Raw genomic sequence first — 18,302 nt, 5'->3', positions numbered from 1 at the left:
TCACGAAGACCGCCGGTTCAGTATCTGGAGATGCGTTGCGCTCAGCGCCGTTCGATGGGACGGCGATCTTCCATGCGATCACCGCCACGCTCGGGCATGCAGCGCCGGGGATCCGGGCCGCAGGCGCCGCCGCCAGCGCGGGGTGGGGCTTCCTGACGCATCTCAGGCCGCTGGCCGCCCTGTGGCATCGGACGCGGTTCCTGGCGCTGGGCGTTGTTTTGCGGCGGCGGTCCGTTGTGGCTATCGCGCGGCGGCGGGTTGCCGCCGCCCTGCTGCGGCGGTGGTCCACCATGATTTCCGTTTTGCGGCGGTGGTCCGCCGTGATTGCCATTTTGCGGCGGTGGCCCGCCATGGGGATCGTTGCGTGGCGGCTGGTTCCAGCCTGGCTGATATCCCGGAGGTGCATTCCAACCCGGCGGCTGGTGCCATCCAGGTGGCTGATGCCATCCGGGCGGCGGCGCATAGGGGCGCGGCGGCGGCGGTGGCGGATAGCGGTTCCAGCTATTGTACCAGGGATAGCCGCGATAGTGGTTATCCCAGTAGGACATGCTGAAGGCGGTGATGGCAACGCCCGTGGTAAAGGCAATCGCCGGCGTCAGGCTCGAATTCGAGCCCTGATAGGGCACCTGAATATATGTCGCAGCCATCCAGCCGCGATAATTGGCAAAGGAAATGTCACACCAGCTGTAATCGGCAAGGCAGCCATTATTATAGATGCCTGCGCCAGCGGGAACCGTGGTGATGGCCGGGTAGGAGGTTGATGGCCCCGCCCTGAGATTGACATTCGTGGTTGCATAGGCGTTGGCGCCTGCAGCATGTGCCTGAAAGGCGAGCAGGCTGGTGGCCAGCGCAATGCCTGTTGGTTTCAGAAAATCTCTATACTTCATCGTGATCCGTTCGCTTGGTCAAAACTGGCCCTTCCAGATAACTATAGGAAAGGTGGCATAAACAAGTTCACAGGTGATTTAGACGGGATCACTTTAGTTTACGCTCCGCAAGACAGGCAGCATTTCTCTCGGCCGATATGGTTGTTTTCGGCGAAAGCCGTGACCGTTCCCGTCTTGCGGACCTGTCTGATCCGGCCGGATCATCTATCGATGGAAGGCGCGTGTGCTGCTGCCGCCATTGGGGCCGGTGCGGGTGACGGTGCAGCCCGGATCGCCTGCGCTTGTGCAGCTGCGCGTGCGCGTTGCCGTATTGCCATAGGCGCCTGTCGTGCTGCGGGTTGATGAGCAGCTGCCATCGGCGCAATTGCGGGTCTGGCTGGTCGAACCGCCATAGATACCGGTCGTCTGACGCGTGACCGAGCAGCCGGCATCGCTACAGCTACCGCTGGCCGAATGCGATGTGACGCGCGGTGCTAGCGGTGGCGGTGGGTAGGCGCGTGGTGGCGGGTAGGCTGCCCAGCGGCCATACCAGGGATAGGCGACATAATAGCGGTCCCAATAGGCTCTTGAGAATGTGACCACGGCGATACCGCTTGCAACGGCAATGGCAGGGGTGAGAATCGCGGGCTGGCCCTGGTAGCTTATCTGGATATAGCGGGCCGAAACCCAGCCGCGATAGCTGGCAAAGGAGATATCGCACCAGCTATAGTCGGCGAGGCAGCCGTGACTGACAAGGCCTGCGCCAGCCGGCACGACGGTGATCGACGGGTAGCTGGTGGCCGGCCCGGCCCTGAGATTGACATTACTGATCGCAAAGGCCGTCAGCGTTGCGGCATCAGCCTGAAAGGCGAAAAGCGCAGCTGCTGCCGCCAGGCATAATCTTCGAAACATTGGCAACAATCCTTGGTCTGTCGTCAGGCCGGTCAGTCGGCCAGCGCGAGGATTGTGCCATCAGATTCGCGTCTCAGGATGACGCGGCATTTTCACTTTGTATCGTTTTATTGCAGTGTCAGGCCGCAGCGGCCACCTGTTCCAGCCCGTAAGCGCGGTAGCCATAGATCCAGTCCATGTCGGCAGCCAGCGAGGCGGGGGAGCGGAAAGCAAGCACCAGGTCCCGGCCAAGACGGACCGGGCCGCTGGCATGATAGGCAAATTTGTTGAACTGGCCGCGCTTCTTCAGCTTGGCAAGGCGCGGACGGCGATGCGCGACAAAGGCCTCGAAAGCCTGCGGTGCGGACAGTTCCGCCAGAAAAGCGGCAAGTTCGAAGGCATCTTCGATCGCCATGGCTGCGCCCTGTGCCGAAAATGGCATCATCGCATGGGCTGCGTCGCCGATGATAATCATGTCCTTGTCATTGTGCCAGCTGCCTTCCCCCACTTCATAAAGCGGCCAGAAGGTTGGCGTCGCGTGGGAGAAGAGCTTCTTCAGCTGCGGGTTCCAGCCGGAAAAATGCCGTTCCAGTGCGCTTCGCCAGGAACTGTCGACGTCCGTATGCCAGGCCTCACCGGCACTGGCGCCAGCAGCTATGGCGACCAGATTGAAGCCGCCGACATCACGCAATGGATAGGCGATGAGATGCGCCTGGGTTCCCATATAGGCGGTGACCGACTCACGGTCGAGGAAAGACGGTGCGTCTTCCGATGCGAGCACAAAACGCCAGGCGATATTGCCGGAAAAGCGTGCTTCAGGCGCGTTTTCGACCTGCCGGCGCGAATGCGACCAGACGCCATCGCAGCAGATGACGACATCAGGTGTTTTGTCGCAAATCGCCGAAATGGCGGCGTGGGATGCCTTGTCGATCCGCGCGCCAAGCTTCAGTATTGTGAGAGGGTTGGCCTGGACTGCGGCCTTCAGTGTCGATTGCACTGTCGCCCGATGCAGAACGCCATAGGGCGCGCCCCAACGCTCGCGGGCATTGTTGACCGGGACATAGGCGACCTGACGCAGACTTGCGCCTGAGGCGAGCGCCACCCGGTTCGGTTCGCGCCACTGCGCGACAAGCGGCGCCAGCACATCCAGCGCATCGAGACAACGCGCGGCATTGGGTGAAATCTGCAGCCCGGCGCCGACTTCGACAAGCATTTCTGCCTGTTCGAAAATCTCAGACGAGATTCCCTGGCGCGCAAGCGCAAGCGCCGCCGTAAGACCTGCAATCCCGGCGCCAATGATGGCGGCATGTTGAACTGGCATTTTTGATCATCCTCCCTTGCCCCCGGAGGAACGCCTTCTATCAGGCGGCCTCTATCTCGTAGGCGCAGCCAGGCGGATTGGTTTCCTTGCCATGAAGCGCCGGCGAGTACCGGTAGAGCGTCGAGCAATAGGAACAGACAGCTTCGCTCTCATCGCCCATATCGATGAAGATATGCGGATGATCGAAGGGTGCTGACGCACCGACGCACATGAATTCCTTGACGCCGATCTCGATGACACGATGACCTTCGTCATTTTTGAAATGGGCAATCGGGTGGCCTGCCATTATCGTCTCCCGTTCCTTGAGCTTTCGGCCCGGACACTATAACTCTTCGAGACAAATGTGTAGTACCCCCGCGCAGCCGATGCCAGTGCTTTTGATCATTTGGTCACCGGTTTGCGGCAATGCGGTACAGAACGGACCGGAATATGAACCTCAACCTTCCTGAATTCTCCTTCTTTGAGCATGACGGCCTGCAGCTGGCTTATTTTGATGAGGGGGATCGCGATGCAACGCCGATTCTCCTGATTCATGGATTTGCCTCCACCGCTGCCGTCAACTGGGTGCATCCGGGCTGGCTGAAAACGCTGGGCGAGGCGGGTTATCGCGTTATCGCGCTTGATAATCGCGGTCACGGGCAGAGCGACAAGCCGCATGATTCGGAATTCTATTTTCCGCCGCTGATGGCCGGTGACGCGGCTGCTCTCCTTGATCATCTTGGGATCGAAAGCGCCCATGTGATGGGCTATTCCATGGGTGCGCGCAACTCTGCCTTTCTGGCGCTTGGTCATCCCGATCGCGTGCGCTCGCTGGTCTTTGGCGGGCTCGGCATCGGTCTTTGTGACGGTGTCGGCGACTGGGACCCGATTGCCGATGCCCTGCGCGCAGCCTCACTTGATGATGTGAGCGACGAGCGCGGCCGGATGTTCAGGACTTTCGCCGAGCAGACGCGCAGTGACCGGATCGCGCTTGCTGCCTGTATCGAGACATCACGGCAGAATGTGCCGCGCAACGAGATCGCCGAAATCGCCCAGCCGACGCTGATTGCTGTCGGTACAAAGGATGATCTGGCCGGTTCGCCGCAGACGCTTGCCGCCCAGATGCAGCATGCCATCGCGCTCGATATTCCCAATCGTGACCACATGCTGGCCGTTGGCGACAAGGTGTTCAAGGCGGCGGTGCTTGACTTTCTCAGGTCTGCCGAGGACTGAACCGGCTGCCGCCTGGCGAGAAAGTCACGGCAGTGTCATTGGTATTCGCGCCATCATGGCCTATATTCGCCCGAAATTCTTTTTCGAGGACAGGAAGGAGGCCATGATGGCCGCAAGCCCTGAAAAGAACCGTGATGAAAGCAGCCTGCAGAGCCTTGACCCGATCTGGGCGAGCCTGAAGGCCGAAGCGCAACAGGCGCTGGAGCGAGACCCGATCCTGGCGGCCTTTCTCTATTCGACCATTCTGAACCATCGTTCGCTTGAGGATTGCGTGATCTACCGGATCTGCGAACGCCTCGATCATCCTGACGTTCAGGCCATCCTTCTGCGTCAGACCTTTGATGAAATGCGTGCGGACTGGCCGGAATGGGGCGAGATCCTGCGCGTCGATATTCAGGCCGTTTATGATCGTGATCCGGCCTGCACGCGTTTCATGGAGCCGGTGCTTTACTTCAAGGGATTTCATGCGATCCAGACCCATCGCCTGGCCCATTGGCTGTGGAATAACGGCCGCAAGGATTTCGCGCTCTATCTGCAGAGCCGTTCCTCCAGCGTGTTCCAATGCGACATCAATCCCGCCGCGAAGATGGGCAAGGGGATTTTCCTCGATCATGCCACTGGTGTTGTCGTCGGCATGACGGCGGTGATCGGGGATGACGTGTCGATCCTGCAGGGCGTGACACTTGGCGGTACCGGCAAGGAAACCGGCGATCGGCATCCCAAGATCGGCCATAGCGTGCTGATCGGGGCAGGGGCCAAGGTGCTTGGCAATATCGAGGTTGGCGATTGCTCGCGGATTGCTGCGGGCTCGGTTGTGCTGAAGCCGGTGCCGCGCTGCTCGACGGTGGCGGGCGTGCCGGCGCGCGTGGTTGGCGCGGCTGGCTGCGCCGATCCGGCGCGCTCGATGGATCAGCTGATTGCGTCAGACGACTAAGGCATTTCCGGCGAAGACTGGATCACCGGAAATGCTCCGCCTCGATAGGGTGTCCACACCCGGCTGGCGCATTGGTTGCCAGCGATTGAGGGTGTGCATTCAGCGGAAAGTCAGCATGAGCGAAACTTTCCGCGACGAGGGTTTACACATGTGGCAGGCCCATGCCAAAAGCGCGGCCGCGTCCAAGGAAAACGGAGTTTTGTGGTGAAGGCAGACGAAATCAAGCAGCTCGACGCCTATTTCAAGCGTATGTTCGGCCCCCAGTTTTCGGTGAAGGCTCGTCCGCGAAAGGATGATTCCTGCGAGGCCTTCCGCGGAGATGAATTTATCGGTGTCATCTATCTTGATGATGAGGATGGCGACCGGTCTTATAATTTCTCGATGGCGATCCTCGACGTCGATCTCGAGGGCTGAAACCGGCCTTTGACGGCGGTAACCGATCTGACAAGAGGCCGTCCCGGAGTACCGGGACGGCTCTTTTCGTTTTGGCCCAGATAAAAAACCGGCCCCGCAAGGGGCCGGCAACATCAAATTTAGGTATAGAATAAAACCAGGTTATTCGAATAAGTTTGTCGAAACCGACGCATTACGAAATCATGGCCTTGCTGAAACGGGCATTTTGGGCCAATCCGAACATTGTCGGCTGAAACTGCTTGGTCGCCGCAGCCGTCAATCGCTTGCCCGTGCCATCAGATAGTGTATGAAGATCACGGTTTGATGACGTGTTCGCATCAAATTGCATCTATTGGCTGTTTCAACTTTATAGTACTTGATTTTACCGGGGTTTTTCGATGCCGCCTGTTTCCGATATTGTCGAACTTGTTGTGCTGCTGCTTGTCGCCGGTGGCGTTGCTGGTCTGCTTGCCGGCCTCTTTGGCATTGGTGGCGGTGCCGTGCTCGTGCCGGTTTTCTATCAGGCCTTTGCAATGGCTGGCGTTGATGAAAGCGTGCGCATGCAGCTTTGCGTTGGCACCTCGCTTGCCATCATCGTCCCGACCTCGCTGCGGTCATTCCAGGCCCATTACAAGCGTGGTTCCGTGGATATGGTGCTTCTGAGGCGATGGTTGATTGCGGTTCCCGTCGGGTCTTTGATGTCGACATTGGTGCTTGCCTATGCGCCGCCGGCGGTGGTCAAGTCTGCCTTTGCCGTGATAACGCTTCTGATCGCGGCGAAGATGCTGTTTCGCCGCCTGGCCGAGCTCAAGCTTGGTGATGATCTGCCCAAAACGCCGGCGCTTTATGGTTTTGGCTGGGCGATCGGCATGCTGTCCGGCCTGATCGGCATTGGCGGCGGTACGCTCAACAACACCTTCATGACCTTTTATAACCGGCCGATGCTGCAGGCGGTTGCGACTTCTTCCGGTGTCGGCGTGCTGATTGCGGTGCCGAGCTTCTTCGGCAATGTTTATGGTGGCTGGGGCCGTGAGGGCCTGCCGATCTTCTCGACCGGCTTCGTCAACTGGATCGCGGTGATCCTGATCATTCCGATCACCATGTATGTGGCACCGATCGGGGCGAAGCTGGCGCACAGGCTTTCCAAGCGCCAGCTGGAAATCAGCTTTGGTATCTTCCTGCTGATCATCTCCGCCCGCTTCTTCATCACGCTGATCTGATTTATCGGGCCGGGTGCCGGGATGCAGTTCGGCGCCCGGCCCATTCAGATGACCTGTGCTGACACGCCGATCAGCCGGCGGGAGCTGGCCCGTTTTGGGCCGCCCCTTCCAGAAATTCAAACAATCCCTGCAGCGGATGCTGGGGCGGTTCCGGTTCGGGCCCCGGTTCAGGTTCCGGCGGCGGTGGCGGCGGTTCCACGGGTCTCAGATCCGGCTCGTCAGAGGCGAGCAGATAGCCGTTGGCCGTGTCGATCATATGGTCAATGAGCTCTGTTCCATTTTCCAGCATGACTTCCTTGTAGCCGCCCTGCGGCAGTAGCCTCTGGACATGTGGCAAGAGCGAATCTGTGACTGTGCTTGTCATGGGGCGGTAGTGGCCGCTGCGATTTGTCCACCAGTCAAGCACGCCGTTGCAGAAGAGAATTTCACCCGCAAAAAGAACGTCTTCTCCCTTTGTTATGGAGGTATGTCCTGCAATTTGCAAGTCTGCCTCCAACGCCTGGCGTGCATGGGGAATATGCGTGCGGCCGATCAGGATTTCGTTCGGCGCGGAAGCTTTGATGGCAAAGATATAGGCACCTTCGGCACTGAGCGTTTTTGTTTTGCCGTCCTTGTTGTAATCGAGCCGGTATTGAGAGCCGTCCTTGCGCAGCCTTGCGATCTGATCGGGGCGGGCTTCTTCCTGCAGGCTCATGGGCACGCAGGTCTTGGCGCTGTTGATCGCCTTGATCTGCAGGTCGAGCAGCCCACGCAATGTTAACTGGTTCGGGCTGTGGCACGCATTGCCGCGGGACGGCTCGGGAGATGCAATTGATCGTGTTCTCGATGGTCGGGCCTGATCCACTGGATATACTGGAGCCGGGTTGTCTATGCCTAACCTAACGGGAAGCGACTGTGTCCTCATGTGTAAAGAATCCGCTATTATGTATTGTTATGTTTCGTGTTTAAATGGATTTTTACATATAATGTAATAACTTTTTCATAAGTATGAATTATGTATAAATTAATTTTTCCGGTTTTATGAAAATTGATCCACCGCGAGATGAAGTATTTCCTTTTCCAGCAATAGACGTTTCCATATGTCGGTTTGGCGGGAGGATGAAGAGTGGCGAACGTGCGGGTGGCCTTGCGCGTACCACTCGGTGAGGCAGGCGGATTGCTTCGTGCCTGCCTGTCAGTCAGTCAGGTAAAGCTGATCGGCGCGCATATCGACCGAGGTGAGGGTCGACAGGAAGCTCATGCCAAGCAGGCTTTGTGAAAGTTTGCCCTTGGCGACGACCATGGCCTGCACGTTACGGCGGCTGATCGGGCCGATCTCGATCTGGTTGAGTGTAACCGGTGCAGCGAGCGCAGAGCCGTTGGCGGTCTGCACCATCATCGAGAAATTCAGTGTGTTTGTGTCGAGGCCGATGCGCTTGGCGTCGTTGTCGGTGAGTGTCACACGGCTTGCACCGGTATCGACCAGCATATCAAGCGCATGGCCGTTTACGGTGGCGCGGGTGGCGAAATGGCCGCTCTGCCGCTTTCCCAGTACCACTTCCTCGTGACCGCTGGCGCTGGTGGTCACAATGGCACGGCCGGGCAGGAAGGCGCTCATCAGCCGGTCGCCGGCATTGCTGAAATCATTGCGGAAAACATAGGCTGCGGCGATAAGGACGATGATCACCGCCCAGATCAGAAGGTTGCGGATCATCGGGCCGATTTTCCGGCCTGAATGCAGAAAGCCCGATGCGAACATCGTCAGCAGCGACACGAAGATAACGGTTTGGGCGAAAGCCTCATTGTCGATGCCGAATGTTGTGCCGCCGCGCCCGATGGTCATCAGCAAAATCATGCCGGCGACAACGATAGCAATCAGGATCCAGAACAGGCGCATGCGGTTTTCCTTGAATATCCGGCACAGTCTAGATATCGGGCCTCAGCTGAAAAGCGCAAGGCCTGCAAGGAGGGCGATTTCGGCAATCTGCTCGCTGGCGCCGATCGTGTCGCCGGTATGGCCATCAATCTGCCGATGACAGCGCAGTGTGAACATGAAGACGGCTGCGAGGGCAATGGCGATGCCGCCAAGGGCGCCCGGCATCGTGCCGGAAATGGTGCTGGTCAGGACAAAGGCCGCAAGGCCGATCAGGAATGCGGCAAGCATTGTCGAAAACCCTGGCCGCCCAAGGCTTGCCGCCGCGCCATCGCGCCGCGCTGCGTGGAGGGCGTGCCAATGGCAAACCATGGCTGCACGTGAAAGGGCTGCGATGCCCAGCAGCAAAAGTGCTGCGGCAAGTGCGGAAACGCTTGCTGCGACGCTGGCCAGTGCCGTGGCCCGCAGCGTGACCGAGAGGACAAGGGCCAGCGTGGCAAAAGTGCCATTGGCGCTGTCCTTCATGATCGCGAGCGATTTTTCGCGGTCTCTCATGACCATCAGCCCGTCGGCACTGTCGGCCAGGCCATCCTCATGCAGTGCGCCGGTGAAAAGAACCGAAAGGCCGATCGCGGCGAAACCCGCAAGGTAGGGATTTGCGCCAAGCGGCAGGATGACAATTAAAACCAGCGCTGACGGAAGCGTGGCGATGATGCCGGCCAGCGGAAAAGCCCAGGCGGCTTTCGCCCCTGCCGGGCTGTTCGGGAAAAGACAGGCCGGAAGTGGCAGGCGGGTCAGGAAGGCGATTGCCTCGACGCAATCGGAGGTCAGACGATGTAATTTCATTCTGCGGGAACCCGATTCTCATTGATCGCGGTGTTGTCGCTGGCGTTATTGCCGATTAAGAAGCAGGCATAAAGTGATTTCCGGTGCGCCGCCACGGGCGGCACTGCTGCACCATTGAAGCATTCAAGGACAGATGCCCATGACTGGCCAGCCTTTCGACGATTTTCGCGATCTCATCCAGAACCTGCCGGGTGCCGACACGCCCGCGCTGTCGGCGGCTCGCAAGCGCAACGCGCAGCTGACCAAGCCTGAGGGCTCGCTCGGCCGTCTTGAGGAAATCGCCATGTGGCTTGCCGCCTGGTCGGGGCGAACCCCGGCCGTCAACAGGCCGATGGTTGCCGTCTTCGCCGGTAATCACGGCGTGGCGGCACAGGGCGTCTCGCCCTATCCGGCAAGCGTGACCAAGCAGATGGTCGATAATTTTGCTGCGGGCGGCGCGGCCGTCAATCAGATCTGCGCCACCAATGATCTGAGCCTGAAAATCTTCGATCTGGCGCTCGACTATCCGACCGGCGACATTACCAAGGAAGCAGCCCTTTCCGAGCGCGACTGTGCAGCCACCATGGCCTATGGCATGGAAGCGGTTGCCGGTGGTGTTGACCTGCTCTGCCTGGGCGAGATGGGCATTGCCAATACCACCATCGCCGCCGCCATCTCCATGGGACTTTTCGGCGGCAAGGCTGAGGATTGGGTCGGTCCGGGTACCGGGGCGGAAGGCGAGGTTCTGGCCCGCAAGATCCGCGCTGTCGATGAGGCTGTGGCGCTTCACAGGGATCATCTTGGCGATCCGCTTGAAGTATTGCGGCGTCTCGGCGGCCGCGAACTTGCAGCCATGGCGGGCGCCATCCTGGCCGCGCGCATGCAGAAAGTGCCGGTGCTGCTCGATGGTTTCGTCGTTACGGCTGCTGCGGCTGTGCTGAAGGCGGCCAATCCCCACGCACTCGATCACTGCCTTATCGGCCATGTTTCCGGTGAGCCCGGTCATCTGCGCCTGATCCAGAAGCTTGGCAAAACCCCGCTTCTGGCGCTCGGCATGCGGCTGGGTGAGGGTACGGGCGCGGCCCTGGCTGCTTCTTTGGTCAAGTCAGCGGCTGCCTGTCACACTGGTATGGCAACATTTGCCGAAGCAGGGGTTTCGAACCGCGACTGATACCGGCACAATCCCTGTCAGCCAAAGCTTTTGACGGGGAGATGTGCATGGCCGGAGGTCCGGTGGAAAAGGAAAAGGGTTTTCGCCATCTTGTGGCGGCGACCCGCTATTCGCTCGGGGGCGCTGTGCGGCTCTTTGATGAGGAAGCATTCAGGCACGAGCTGATCGCCTTCATTGCCGGCCTCATTCTGTTTCTGGCCGTTGGCGCCCAACTGATGCAGTTTCTGGTCTTTACCGTGCTGATGCTGGTCCTGTTTGCCGTAGAGGCACTCAATACCGCCATCGAGGAACTGGTTGACCGGGTGTCGCCGGAACATTCACTGTCCGGCAAACACGCCAAGGATCTGGGATCCTTTGCCACTTTCTGCCTGTTGGTGGCCAATGGGCTTTACGCGGCCTATGTGGTGTTTTTCTGAAACGCTGTTTCAGGCTGCGTGGGTTTCGCGGTGATTTTCCAATGCATCGATAATGCCTTCCTCAAGCAGAAGATCGAGGCTCGTGTCATCTGTCTTGTCGGCCGGTGCGGCATCTTGTGCGGGTTGACGGCTGGCACGGCGCGCAAGGGCTGCGGCCAGGCGTGACTTTGCGCTTTTTGTCTCTGCCGTGGCCGAGGCTTCAAGTGTGATGCTTGTCGGATCGAAAGGCAGGTGCAGTTCGGATGACAGCGGCAGGTCGATGGTTTGCTCTGTGCTGACAGAGGCTGAAAGCTTCAGATGTGCGACCCGGGCCATCGGCAGTTCGAGGATGGCTTCGGTTCCGGCTCCGGGGGCAGAATTCAATACCAGCGATGCCTGATGGGCTTCGGCTAGCTCGCGGACGATGGACAGGCCGAGACCAAAGCCCTGCGTGCTGGCGGCAACCTTGCCGCGGATGAAGGGCTCGGTGACGCGGGACAGCTCATCCTCGCTCATGCCGTCGCCCTGATCCTTGACGGAAAGATATTGGCCGCCGCTTTTGCTCCAGCCGGCGCGAATGACGATTTCCCCGCCTTTCGGCGAGAATTTAATCGCATTGGAAAGAAGGTTCAGCAGGATCTGGCGCAGGGCACGTTCATCGGCGTTGACTGGTACGAGGCCCTGTTCAATCTCGGCACGGATGGAAACAGCGCGCTGCGCGGCTTCAATGGCGGCAATCGTCATGGCGACATCAATGATGCCGGACAGGCGGATGCTGCGTTCGTCGAGCCGGTAATTGCCGGCCTCAAGGCGCGACATGTCCAGGACACCATCGATCATCGACAGAAGATGGCGGCCGGATTTGTGGATATCGCTGACATATTCGCGATAGACCGGGTTGCCGACCGGGCCCATCACCCCATCCTTCATGATCTCGGAGAAGCCGATAATGGCGTTGAGCGGTGTTCTCAGGTCATGCGACATGGCCGCGAGAAAGGCCGCCTTGGTGCGGTTTGCCTGTTCGGCATTGGCCAGCGCCTCGGCATTGGCGGTGCGGCTTGCCGCAAGGTCGCGCGCCAGAACTTCGCCCTCGGTGCGGCTATGATCGAGCTCGGTGTCGGCCTTTTCCATAATGCCGCTGAAATAGGCCATGAACAGCATGACGACGGCAATAACGACGCCGGTCAGAATGTCTGTCGGCAGTCTTGATGAAAGGGCGACGAAGGCAAAGGCGCTGGCCGCAGGCATGAAGATGTGGAATGCCGCCAGCCTCAGTCCTTTGGCCGAAATGGTCAGCACGACGAGTGCAATCAGCAGGACCGTAGCTTTGAGAAAGGGAAAGGTCAGCGGCCCGCAGGTCGGGCAATCAAACCAGGCAAGCAAAGCCCATATGCCACCAGCAAGCCAGAGCGCGCCGATGATACGCGCATGCCAGACTGTCGTCTCTTCACCCCTGGCAAGGGCGTCCTTGGCATTGCGCAGCAGGGCAAAGGCTGCAAGGCCGAGAACCAGCGCAAGCCCCGCCCAGAGTGTGATGGAAAGGTCATGGCCAAGATAAAGTACCGCCGCTGTCAGTGTGGCAATCAGAATGGCGGCAATGGGGCTCTGGCTGAGGATGCGGCCAACGGCTGCTCTGGTCTTGCCAATATCAGGCGTTCTGACAAAAGGTCTTGAAATTTCGGCCTCGGACATGTCAGAGCCGTCATCATTGCCTGTTGTCAGTGCTGCCTGTGCATGTGATTTGGCGTGTTTGAGCATGGTCGTCCCCATCATTACCAATGGTGAAGATAGGAGCGATTTGTTAAGAAAAACTTCACGTAAAGAATTCGTTAGTGCTGTTTTTTAAGGAAAAAGACAGCGGGAGACAAAATGACGGCGGAACGGATCGCTCAGCTTTCGCAGCGCATCGCTGCCTGCCGGATCTGCCGGGACCAGCCGGCCGGCGGTATGGGGAAAGCCCTGCCACATGAGCCGCGGCCGGTCTGTATCCTGTCCCGCAAGGCCAAAATCCTGATCGCCGGGCAGGCGCCTGGACTGCGCGTGCATGAAACGGGGCTGCCGTTCAATGATGCCTCGGGCGACAGGCTCAGGAACTGGCTTGGTGTCGGCCGTGAGGTCTTCTACGATCCGGGTCGCTTTGCCATTGTGCCAATGGGCTTCTGTTTCCCGGGCTATGACGCCAACGGCCATGACCTGCCGCCACGGCGGGAATGCGCAGCCTTGTGGCGGACCGAAGTGATGGCGGCCATGCCGCAGCTCGAACTGGTGCTTACTATCGGGCATTATGCGATGAAATGGCATATGGGCGAAAAATGCCGCAGAACCATGACCGATACGGTGGTCGCCTGGCGTGAGCCTTTCATGGTGAATACTGCGCCGCGCATTTTGCCGCTGCCGCACCCCAGCTGGCGCAATTCGGGTTGGCTGAAACGGAATCCATGGTTCGAGGCCGAGCTTCTGCCGGTGCTGCGGCAGGCCGTGAACGATATCGTTTCAGAATAAAATTCCTTCCAGTTGTATGAAAATCTGCTATATGCAGAAAAATATTTCACGGAGGACAGAAATGGATCGTCTGGATAGGAAAATTTTGCGCCTCCTGCAGGAGGATACCACACTGGCGGTTGCCGATATCGGCAAGAAAGTGGGCCTTTCGACGACGCCATGCTGGCGCCGCATCCAGAAGATGGAAGAAGAGGGTGTGATCAAGCGCCGCGTTGCGCTGCTGGATCCCGAGCGGATCAATGCCAATGTCACTGTTTTCGTTTCCATCCGCACCAACAGCCATTCGGTGGAATGGCTGAAGCGCTTCGCCGAGGTCATCTCCGGCTTTCCGGAAGTGCTGGAATTCTACCGCATGAGCGGGGATGTCGATTATCTCCTGCGTGTGGTAGTGCCGGATATCGCTGCCTATGACGCTTTCTACAAGCGCCTGATCGCCAAGATCGAGATCCGTGACGTATCCTCCTCATTCGCCATGGAACAGATCAAGTTCTCGACCGAGTTGCCGCTTGATTACATGGTGCTGGAACCCAGCAAGGGTTCGGGCGAATAGGTGATTGTGGCTATGGCGCTGTTCTATTCGCACTTGCGTATTAATAGGTAAGGCGTAATCATGGCAAAGCGTGTGCTGTCGCTCTCGATTGCCGCGCAGATTTGGCTTTTTGACGATTGTTAATATCCGGTTCTGGCTGTGCGGATGCTGTCTTGTCGGATCGGTGTAAATGGGGAATGCACTCTTGAAGACGTCACTTGTTCTTGCCTTGCTTTGCTCTGGCTTGGCACTGCCAGCCTTTGCCGCCGACATTACAGCGGTGCCTTATGACAACAGCGCTGCCATGGCCGCGCCCGCCACGATGGACTGGACCGGCTTTTATCTCGGCGCCGGCGGCGGCTATTCCTGGCTCCACGCCAGTTCGACCCTTCCGGGCGGGGGCTCTGTTTCGGATGATTTCAATGGCGGCATGGCGTCGGTCTTTGCCGGTTATGACTATCAGTTCGACAACAAGCTGGTTGTCGGTATCGAAGGCGACGTGATCAGGCAATGGAATGAGAAGACCTATGCCGTTCCCTATGTCGGGACCGAGAAGATCGGCGCGGAATGGGGTGGCTCTGTGCGCGGGCGGCTTGGCTATGCGCTCGGCAATGCGCTGCTTTATTCCACTGGCGGTCTTGCGATCCAGAGCGTGCACGACCAGATCGGTTCCGATGACAGCACATCGACAGTCTATGGTTATACATTTGGTGCCGGCGTAGACTACGCCTTTACCAGCAGGCTCTTTGGCCGCATCGAGTATCGCTATACGGGCTTCCCGACGGCCTCGATCAGCGGTGGCCTTCTTGCTGGCTATGGCAAGGCCGATCTTGATGTTCACAGCAACACGGTGACGGCGGCGATCGGCCTGCATTTCTGACCTTTGCGGATGTGCGGAGATCTTTTCGCAATATCGTTGATCTGAACGGGATCCGGTGCTTCGGCGCCGGATTTTCCTTTACCGCTGCTGGCTTTTTCTTTATCAAACGGCGCATTCGCCCGATGCCTTCTGATCAGCCTTTCTGGTTGCTGGCAGGCGATAATCCATAACCGCGCCGTTTGCTACGCTGGCGGCCCGGCAATCACCACCCGCATTCGTTGGCGGGACTGGCTTAGGAGAAGATGATGTCTGAGCAGATTTCCCTTGTTTTTCCAGATGGTTCCAAGCGCGACTACGCCGTCGGCACGACCGGCCGCGATGTAGCGGAATCGATTTCCAAGTCGCTGGCCAAGAAGGCCGTAGCGATTGCCCTTGATGGTGAATTGCGCGATCTCGCCGATCCCGTCGCCAATGGCCATGTTGAGATCGTTACCCGCACCGATGACCGCGCGCTGGAGCTGATCCGGCATGACGCAGCCCATGTCATGGCTGAAGCGGTACAGGAATTGTGGCCCGGTACCCAGGTCACGATCGGCCCGGTCATCGAAAACGGCTTCTATTACGATTTCGCCCGTGAAACGCCCTTCACGCCGGAAGATCTGCCGCGGATCGAAAAGAAGATGAAGGAGATCATTGCCCGCAATGCGCCCTTCACCAAGGATGTCTGGTCGCGCGACAAGGCCAAGCAGGTTTTCGCTGACAAGGGCGAGGCCTACAAGGTCGAGCTTGTCGATGCCATTCCCGAAGATCAGGACGTCAAGATCTATCATCAGGGCGATTGGTTCGATCTGTGCCGTGGCCCGCATATGGCCTCGACGGGGCAGATCGGCACGGCCTTCAAGCTGATGAAGGTGGCCGGTGCCTATTGGCGCGGCGACAGCAATAATCCGATGCTGACCCGCATTTACGGCACGGCCTGGGCCGATCAGAAACAGCTCGATGCCTATCTGACCTTCCTCGAGGAGGCCGAGAAGCGCGATCATCGCCGCCTCGGCCGCGAGATGGACCTGTTCCATTTCCAGGAAGAGGGTCCGGGAGTCGTGTTCTGGCATTCCAAGGGCTGGCGCATGTTCCAGTCGCTGACGGCCTATATGCGCCGCCGGCTGGCTGGCGATTATGAGGAAGTCAATGCGCCGCAGGTGCTCGACACGTCCCTGTGGAAGACGTCAGGCCACTGGGAATGGTACCGTGAAAACATGTTCGCGGTCGCCTGCGCCGATGAGGAAGCGGAAGACAAGCGTGTCTTCGCGCTGAAGCCGATGAACTGCCCCGGCCACGTTCAGCTGTTCAAGCATGGTCTGAAGTCTTATCGCGAACTGCCTATCCGATATGCGGAATTTGGTGTCGTTCATCGTTATGAGCCGTCGGGTGCCATGCATGGCCTGATGCGCGTGCGCGGCTTCACCCAGGACGATGCCCACATCTTCTGCACCGAAGAGCAGCTGGCCGAGGAATGCCTGAAGATCAATGATCTGATCCTCTCGGTCTATAAGGATTTCGGCTTTGAGGAAGTCGTGGTCAAGCTCTCGACCCGTCCGGAAAAACGTGTCGGTTCCGATGACCTGTGGGATCACGCCGAAGAAATCATGACCGGCGTTCTGAAGACGATCGAGGAGCAATCCGGCGGCCGCATCAAGACCGGTATCCTGCCGGGCGAGGGCGCGTTTTACGGGCCGAAATTCGAATATACGCTGAAGGATGCGATCGGCCGCGAATGGCAGTGCGGCACGACCCAGGTCGATTTCAACCTACCGGAACGTTTCGGTGCCTTCTACATCGATTCGAGCTCGGAAAAGCGTCAGCCGGTCATGGTTCACCGCGCTATCTGCGGTTCGCTGGAGCGTTTCCTCGGCATTCTGATCGAGAACCATGCCGGCCATATGCCGCTGTGGTTCGCACCAATGCAGGTCGTGGTCGCGACGATCACGTCGGAGGCTGATGACTACGGCCGCAAGGTTGCTGACCGTCTGCGCGCTGCCGGTCTTTCCGTTGCAACCGATTTCCGCAACGAGAAGATCAACTATAAGGTCCGTGAACATTCAGTCGCCAAGGTGCCGGTAATCCTGGTTTGCGGTATGCGCGAGGCAGAGGAAGAGACGGTCAATATCCGCCGGCTCGGTTCGCGCGATCAGGCCTCTATGACGCTTGCCGATGCGTTGGCCACGCTGGTCGATGAGGCAACGCCGCCGGATCAGGTGCGGCTGAAACAATTGCTGGCCTCCTGAAATCGCGTGTTCTGAATGAGAAACGCCGCCCCGGTCAACGAGGCGGCGTTTTTATTTGGCTGAAGCATCAGGCGGAAAGCTGAAGTCGCATTTCCACCGATCGGATACAATCAAACAGAAAGCCGGACCACAGGCCGATGACCCGGCTTGGTTGAGAGACGCCAAGATCGCGCGCGGAACAATATGTGGGAACGCCGAACAACCCATTCCGGCAGAGCGGAGTAGGCTCAGGCTGCTGCCAGCTGTGCCTCAACAAAAGTCTACGCGTTTTCGCCCGGACAGAAAATGCGAGACTCTCATGATGATCCGTCGCAGGCAAAGAACGGAGAAATGAAAGCTGCGCTCCCGCCAGTTCTTGCCGTAGGAACGGGTGTGTCCGCGCTCGGATATTCCGAAATCGCTTTCAACCTGTCCGGCACCGCTGCCATCAAACAGGCGGCGCTGGATGCAGAGCGCCGGTGCCATCTGATATATTCTGAAGGCGCGGGCATTGCCGTAAAGCGGGTTGAAAAGCGCTACATCGATTGGGCATTTCATCGGTGTGGAATGCTGGAGGGCTTTTTCGGCCCCCTGGCGGCTGATGATGTAGGCTGCCGTGCCAGCGTGATGGCTCCGCAAGCGATAGATGCCGCGTCCCTCGACCGTTTTGCATGGTCGCTGCGCGATGGACAGCCGTTTACGCCAGGTCTCCAGCTTGATGATATCGACGTCTTCAGGAACCCAGGCGAGGTGTTTGAGAATCGCGCCGCTTCCCTCTCCGAGCACCACGTCATCTTCAAGGATAATTGCGTGAGGTTCCTGCGACGTCAGCAGTTTTTTCCACGCCGCGACATGGCTGACATAGCAGGCGACTTCCTCTGGTGACATCTCGAAGCCGCCTGCCGCCGGATATCGGCATAGGCTATCTGCTGCAGTTTTTGGCATCAGTTTTCCGTCGCAGGCCTGAATGCGTTGGAACTTTAACCGTTGCAATTCCAGATTTTCCTGGATTTTGGTAAGTCTGTCTTGTTGCCGATCAAGATTTATAACCATTAGCATCGAAATAGACCGCACATAAATTTTTTGATTTATGCGGTTTAAATTTTT

19 protein-coding genes are annotated in these 18,302 nt (G+C 58.6%); 10 read left to right on the top strand and 9 right to left on the bottom strand.

Annotated features, from left to right (window positions below; genetic code table 11):
* Positions 1-41: 41 nt before the first annotated feature.
* The 4 genes from FJU08_RS13680 to FJU08_RS13665 all read right to left on the bottom strand — a co-directional run bounded on the left by FJU08_RS13680 (position 42) and on the right by FJU08_RS13665 (position 3,364).
* Entirely contained in the window at positions 42-887 is an 846-nt protein-coding gene (locus FJU08_RS13680; protein ID WP_141149583.1) for an SH3 domain-containing protein, read from the bottom strand.
* Positions 888-1,091: 204 nt separating this feature from the next.
* Positions 1,092-1,778 carry an SH3 domain-containing protein gene (locus FJU08_RS13675; RefSeq protein WP_141149582.1) on the bottom strand — a complete coding sequence of 229 codons (687 nt, stop codon included), beginning with the start codon at positions 1,776-1,778 and terminating at the stop codon, positions 1,092-1,094.
* Positions 1,779-1,896: 118 nt separating this feature from the next.
* Complete coding sequence (locus FJU08_RS13670) at positions 1,897-3,078, bottom strand: FAD-dependent monooxygenase (RefSeq protein ID WP_141149581.1); 1,182 nt, start codon at positions 3,076-3,078, stop codon at positions 1,897-1,899.
* Positions 3,079-3,118: 40 nt separating this feature from the next.
* Positions 3,119-3,364: a zinc-finger domain-containing protein gene (locus FJU08_RS13665; RefSeq protein WP_141149580.1), complete on the bottom strand. Its 246-nt coding sequence runs from the start codon at positions 3,362-3,364 to the stop codon at positions 3,119-3,121.
* A gap of 143 nt (positions 3,365-3,507) precedes the next feature.
* Between FJU08_RS13665 and FJU08_RS13660 the strand changes: the two genes are divergently transcribed.
* The 4 genes from FJU08_RS13660 (at position 3,508) to FJU08_RS13645 (ending at position 6,837) form a co-directional block, all read left to right on the top strand.
* Positions 3,508-4,290: an alpha/beta fold hydrolase gene (locus FJU08_RS13660; protein WP_141149579.1), complete on the top strand. Its 783-nt coding sequence runs from the start codon at positions 3,508-3,510 to the stop codon at positions 4,288-4,290.
* 106 nt (positions 4,291-4,396) lie between these two features.
* Complete coding sequence (gene cysE, locus FJU08_RS13655; RefSeq protein ID WP_141149715.1) at positions 4,397-5,224, top strand: serine O-acetyltransferase; 828 nt, start codon at positions 4,397-4,399, stop codon at positions 5,222-5,224.
* 204 nt (positions 5,225-5,428) lie between these two features.
* Positions 5,429-5,638 (top strand): DUF3126 family protein, encoded by a 210-nt coding sequence (locus tag FJU08_RS13650; RefSeq protein ID WP_141149578.1) that lies wholly within the window; start codon positions 5,429-5,431, stop codon positions 5,636-5,638.
* 377 nt (positions 5,639-6,015) lie between these two features.
* On the top strand, positions 6,016-6,837 hold the full coding sequence (locus FJU08_RS13645; RefSeq protein ID WP_141149577.1) for a sulfite exporter TauE/SafE family protein: 822 nt from the start codon (positions 6,016-6,018) through the stop codon (positions 6,835-6,837).
* 70 nt (positions 6,838-6,907) lie between these two features.
* Here FJU08_RS13645 and FJU08_RS22975 read toward each other — a convergent pair whose 3' ends face one another.
* The 3 genes from FJU08_RS22975 to FJU08_RS13630 form a co-directional block, all read right to left on the bottom strand.
* A complete protein-coding gene (locus FJU08_RS22975) occupies positions 6,908-7,591 on the bottom strand; it encodes a hypothetical protein (protein WP_210245231.1) in 684 nt (227 codons plus the stop codon).
* A 420-nt stretch (positions 7,592-8,011) separates the two neighbouring features.
* Entirely contained in the window at positions 8,012-8,713 is a 702-nt protein-coding gene (locus FJU08_RS13635; protein ID WP_141149576.1) for a TIGR02281 family clan AA aspartic protease, read from the bottom strand.
* A 42-nt stretch (positions 8,714-8,755) separates the two neighbouring features.
* The gene (locus tag FJU08_RS13630; RefSeq protein WP_141149575.1) at positions 8,756-9,535 is read right to left on the bottom strand and encodes an adenosylcobinamide-GDP ribazoletransferase; all 780 of its coding nucleotides are present in this window, start codon (positions 9,533-9,535) and stop codon (positions 8,756-8,758) included.
* Positions 9,536-9,668: 133 nt separating this feature from the next.
* On the opposite strand from FJU08_RS13630, the gene cobT reads away from it, so the two are divergent.
* Both cobT and FJU08_RS13620 read left to right on the top strand, forming a co-directional pair.
* Positions 9,669-10,685: a nicotinate-nucleotide--dimethylbenzimidazole phosphoribosyltransferase gene (gene cobT, locus FJU08_RS13625; protein WP_141149574.1), complete on the top strand. Its 1,017-nt coding sequence runs from the start codon at positions 9,669-9,671 to the stop codon at positions 10,683-10,685.
* A 47-nt stretch (positions 10,686-10,732) separates the two neighbouring features.
* Complete coding sequence (locus tag FJU08_RS13620; protein WP_235890697.1) at positions 10,733-11,101, top strand: diacylglycerol kinase; 369 nt, start codon at positions 10,733-10,735, stop codon at positions 11,099-11,101.
* A 9-nt stretch (positions 11,102-11,110) separates the two neighbouring features.
* Here FJU08_RS13620 and FJU08_RS13615 read toward each other — a convergent pair whose 3' ends face one another.
* Complete coding sequence (locus tag FJU08_RS13615; RefSeq protein ID WP_181409849.1) at positions 11,111-12,838, bottom strand: sensor histidine kinase; 1,728 nt, start codon at positions 12,836-12,838, stop codon at positions 11,111-11,113.
* A gap of 111 nt (positions 12,839-12,949) precedes the next feature.
* On the opposite strand from FJU08_RS13615, the gene FJU08_RS13610 reads away from it, so the two are divergent.
* The 4 genes from FJU08_RS13610 to thrS all read left to right on the top strand — a co-directional run bounded on the left by FJU08_RS13610 (position 12,950) and on the right by thrS (position 17,216).
* Positions 12,950-13,582 (top strand): uracil-DNA glycosylase family protein, encoded by a 633-nt coding sequence (locus FJU08_RS13610; RefSeq protein ID WP_141149571.1) that lies wholly within the window; start codon positions 12,950-12,952, stop codon positions 13,580-13,582.
* A gap of 61 nt (positions 13,583-13,643) precedes the next feature.
* Positions 13,644-14,132, top strand: a complete 489-nt coding sequence (locus tag FJU08_RS13605; protein WP_141149570.1) for an Lrp/AsnC family transcriptional regulator — start codon at positions 13,644-13,646, stop codon at positions 14,130-14,132.
* A gap of 184 nt (positions 14,133-14,316) precedes the next feature.
* A complete protein-coding gene (locus FJU08_RS13600) occupies positions 14,317-14,991 on the top strand; it encodes an outer membrane protein (protein ID WP_181409848.1) in 675 nt (224 codons plus the stop codon).
* Between the two features lie 245 nt (positions 14,992-15,236).
* Positions 15,237-17,216, top strand: a complete 1,980-nt coding sequence (gene thrS / locus FJU08_RS13595; protein WP_141149568.1) for a threonine--tRNA ligase — start codon at positions 15,237-15,239, stop codon at positions 17,214-17,216.
* A gap of 249 nt (positions 17,217-17,465) precedes the next feature.
* Here thrS and FJU08_RS13590 read toward each other — a convergent pair.
* The coding region (locus FJU08_RS13590) for a glycosyltransferase family 25 protein (protein WP_141149567.1) at positions 17,466-18,302 on the bottom strand (837 nt) is incomplete at its 5' end.

Source organism: Martelella alba (genome assembly GCF_006516955.1).
Taxonomy (GTDB): domain Bacteria; phylum Pseudomonadota; class Alphaproteobacteria; order Rhizobiales; family Rhizobiaceae; genus Martelella; species Martelella alba.
The sequence above is the reverse complement of the archived record's forward strand: the minus strand, read 5'-3'. Positions and strand labels throughout refer to the sequence as shown.

Coding starts and splice junctions, on each gene's coding strand:
- FJU08_RS13680 (WP_141149583.1), bottom strand. CDS start 887: ATGAAGTATAGAGATTTTCTGAAACCAACAGGCATTGCGCTGGCCACC.
- FJU08_RS13675 (WP_141149582.1), bottom strand. CDS start 1,778: ATGTTTCGAAGATTATGCCTGGCGGCAGCAGCTGCGCTTTTCGCCTTT.
- FJU08_RS13670 (WP_141149581.1), bottom strand. CDS start 3,078: ATGCCAGTTCAACATGCCGCCATCATTGGCGCCGGGATTGCAGGTCTT.
- FJU08_RS13665 (WP_141149580.1), bottom strand. CDS start 3,364: ATGGCAGGCCACCCGATTGCCCATTTCAAAAATGACGAAGGTCATCGT.
- FJU08_RS13660 (WP_141149579.1), top strand. CDS start 3,508: ATGAACCTCAACCTTCCTGAATTCTCCTTCTTTGAGCATGACGGCCTG.
- cysE (WP_141149715.1), top strand. CDS start 4,397: ATGGCCGCAAGCCCTGAAAAGAACCGTGATGAAAGCAGCCTGCAGAGC.
- FJU08_RS13645 (WP_141149577.1), top strand. CDS start 6,016: ATGCCGCCTGTTTCCGATATTGTCGAACTTGTTGTGCTGCTGCTTGTC.
- FJU08_RS13635 (WP_141149576.1), bottom strand. CDS start 8,713: ATGCGCCTGTTCTGGATCCTGATTGCTATCGTTGTCGCCGGCATGATT.
- FJU08_RS13630 (WP_141149575.1), bottom strand. CDS start 9,535: ATGAAATTACATCGTCTGACCTCCGATTGCGTCGAGGCAATCGCCTTC.
- cobT (WP_141149574.1), top strand. CDS start 9,669: ATGCCCATGACTGGCCAGCCTTTCGACGATTTTCGCGATCTCATCCAG.
- FJU08_RS13620 (WP_235890697.1), top strand. CDS start 10,733: ATGGCCGGAGGTCCGGTGGAAAAGGAAAAGGGTTTTCGCCATCTTGTG.
- FJU08_RS13615 (WP_181409849.1), bottom strand. CDS start 12,838: ATGCTCAAACACGCCAAATCACATGCACAGGCAGCACTGACAACAGGC.
- FJU08_RS13610 (WP_141149571.1), top strand. CDS start 12,950: ATGACGGCGGAACGGATCGCTCAGCTTTCGCAGCGCATCGCTGCCTGC.
- FJU08_RS13605 (WP_141149570.1), top strand. CDS start 13,644: ATGGATCGTCTGGATAGGAAAATTTTGCGCCTCCTGCAGGAGGATACC.
- thrS (WP_141149568.1), top strand. CDS start 15,237: ATGTCTGAGCAGATTTCCCTTGTTTTTCCAGATGGTTCCAAGCGCGAC.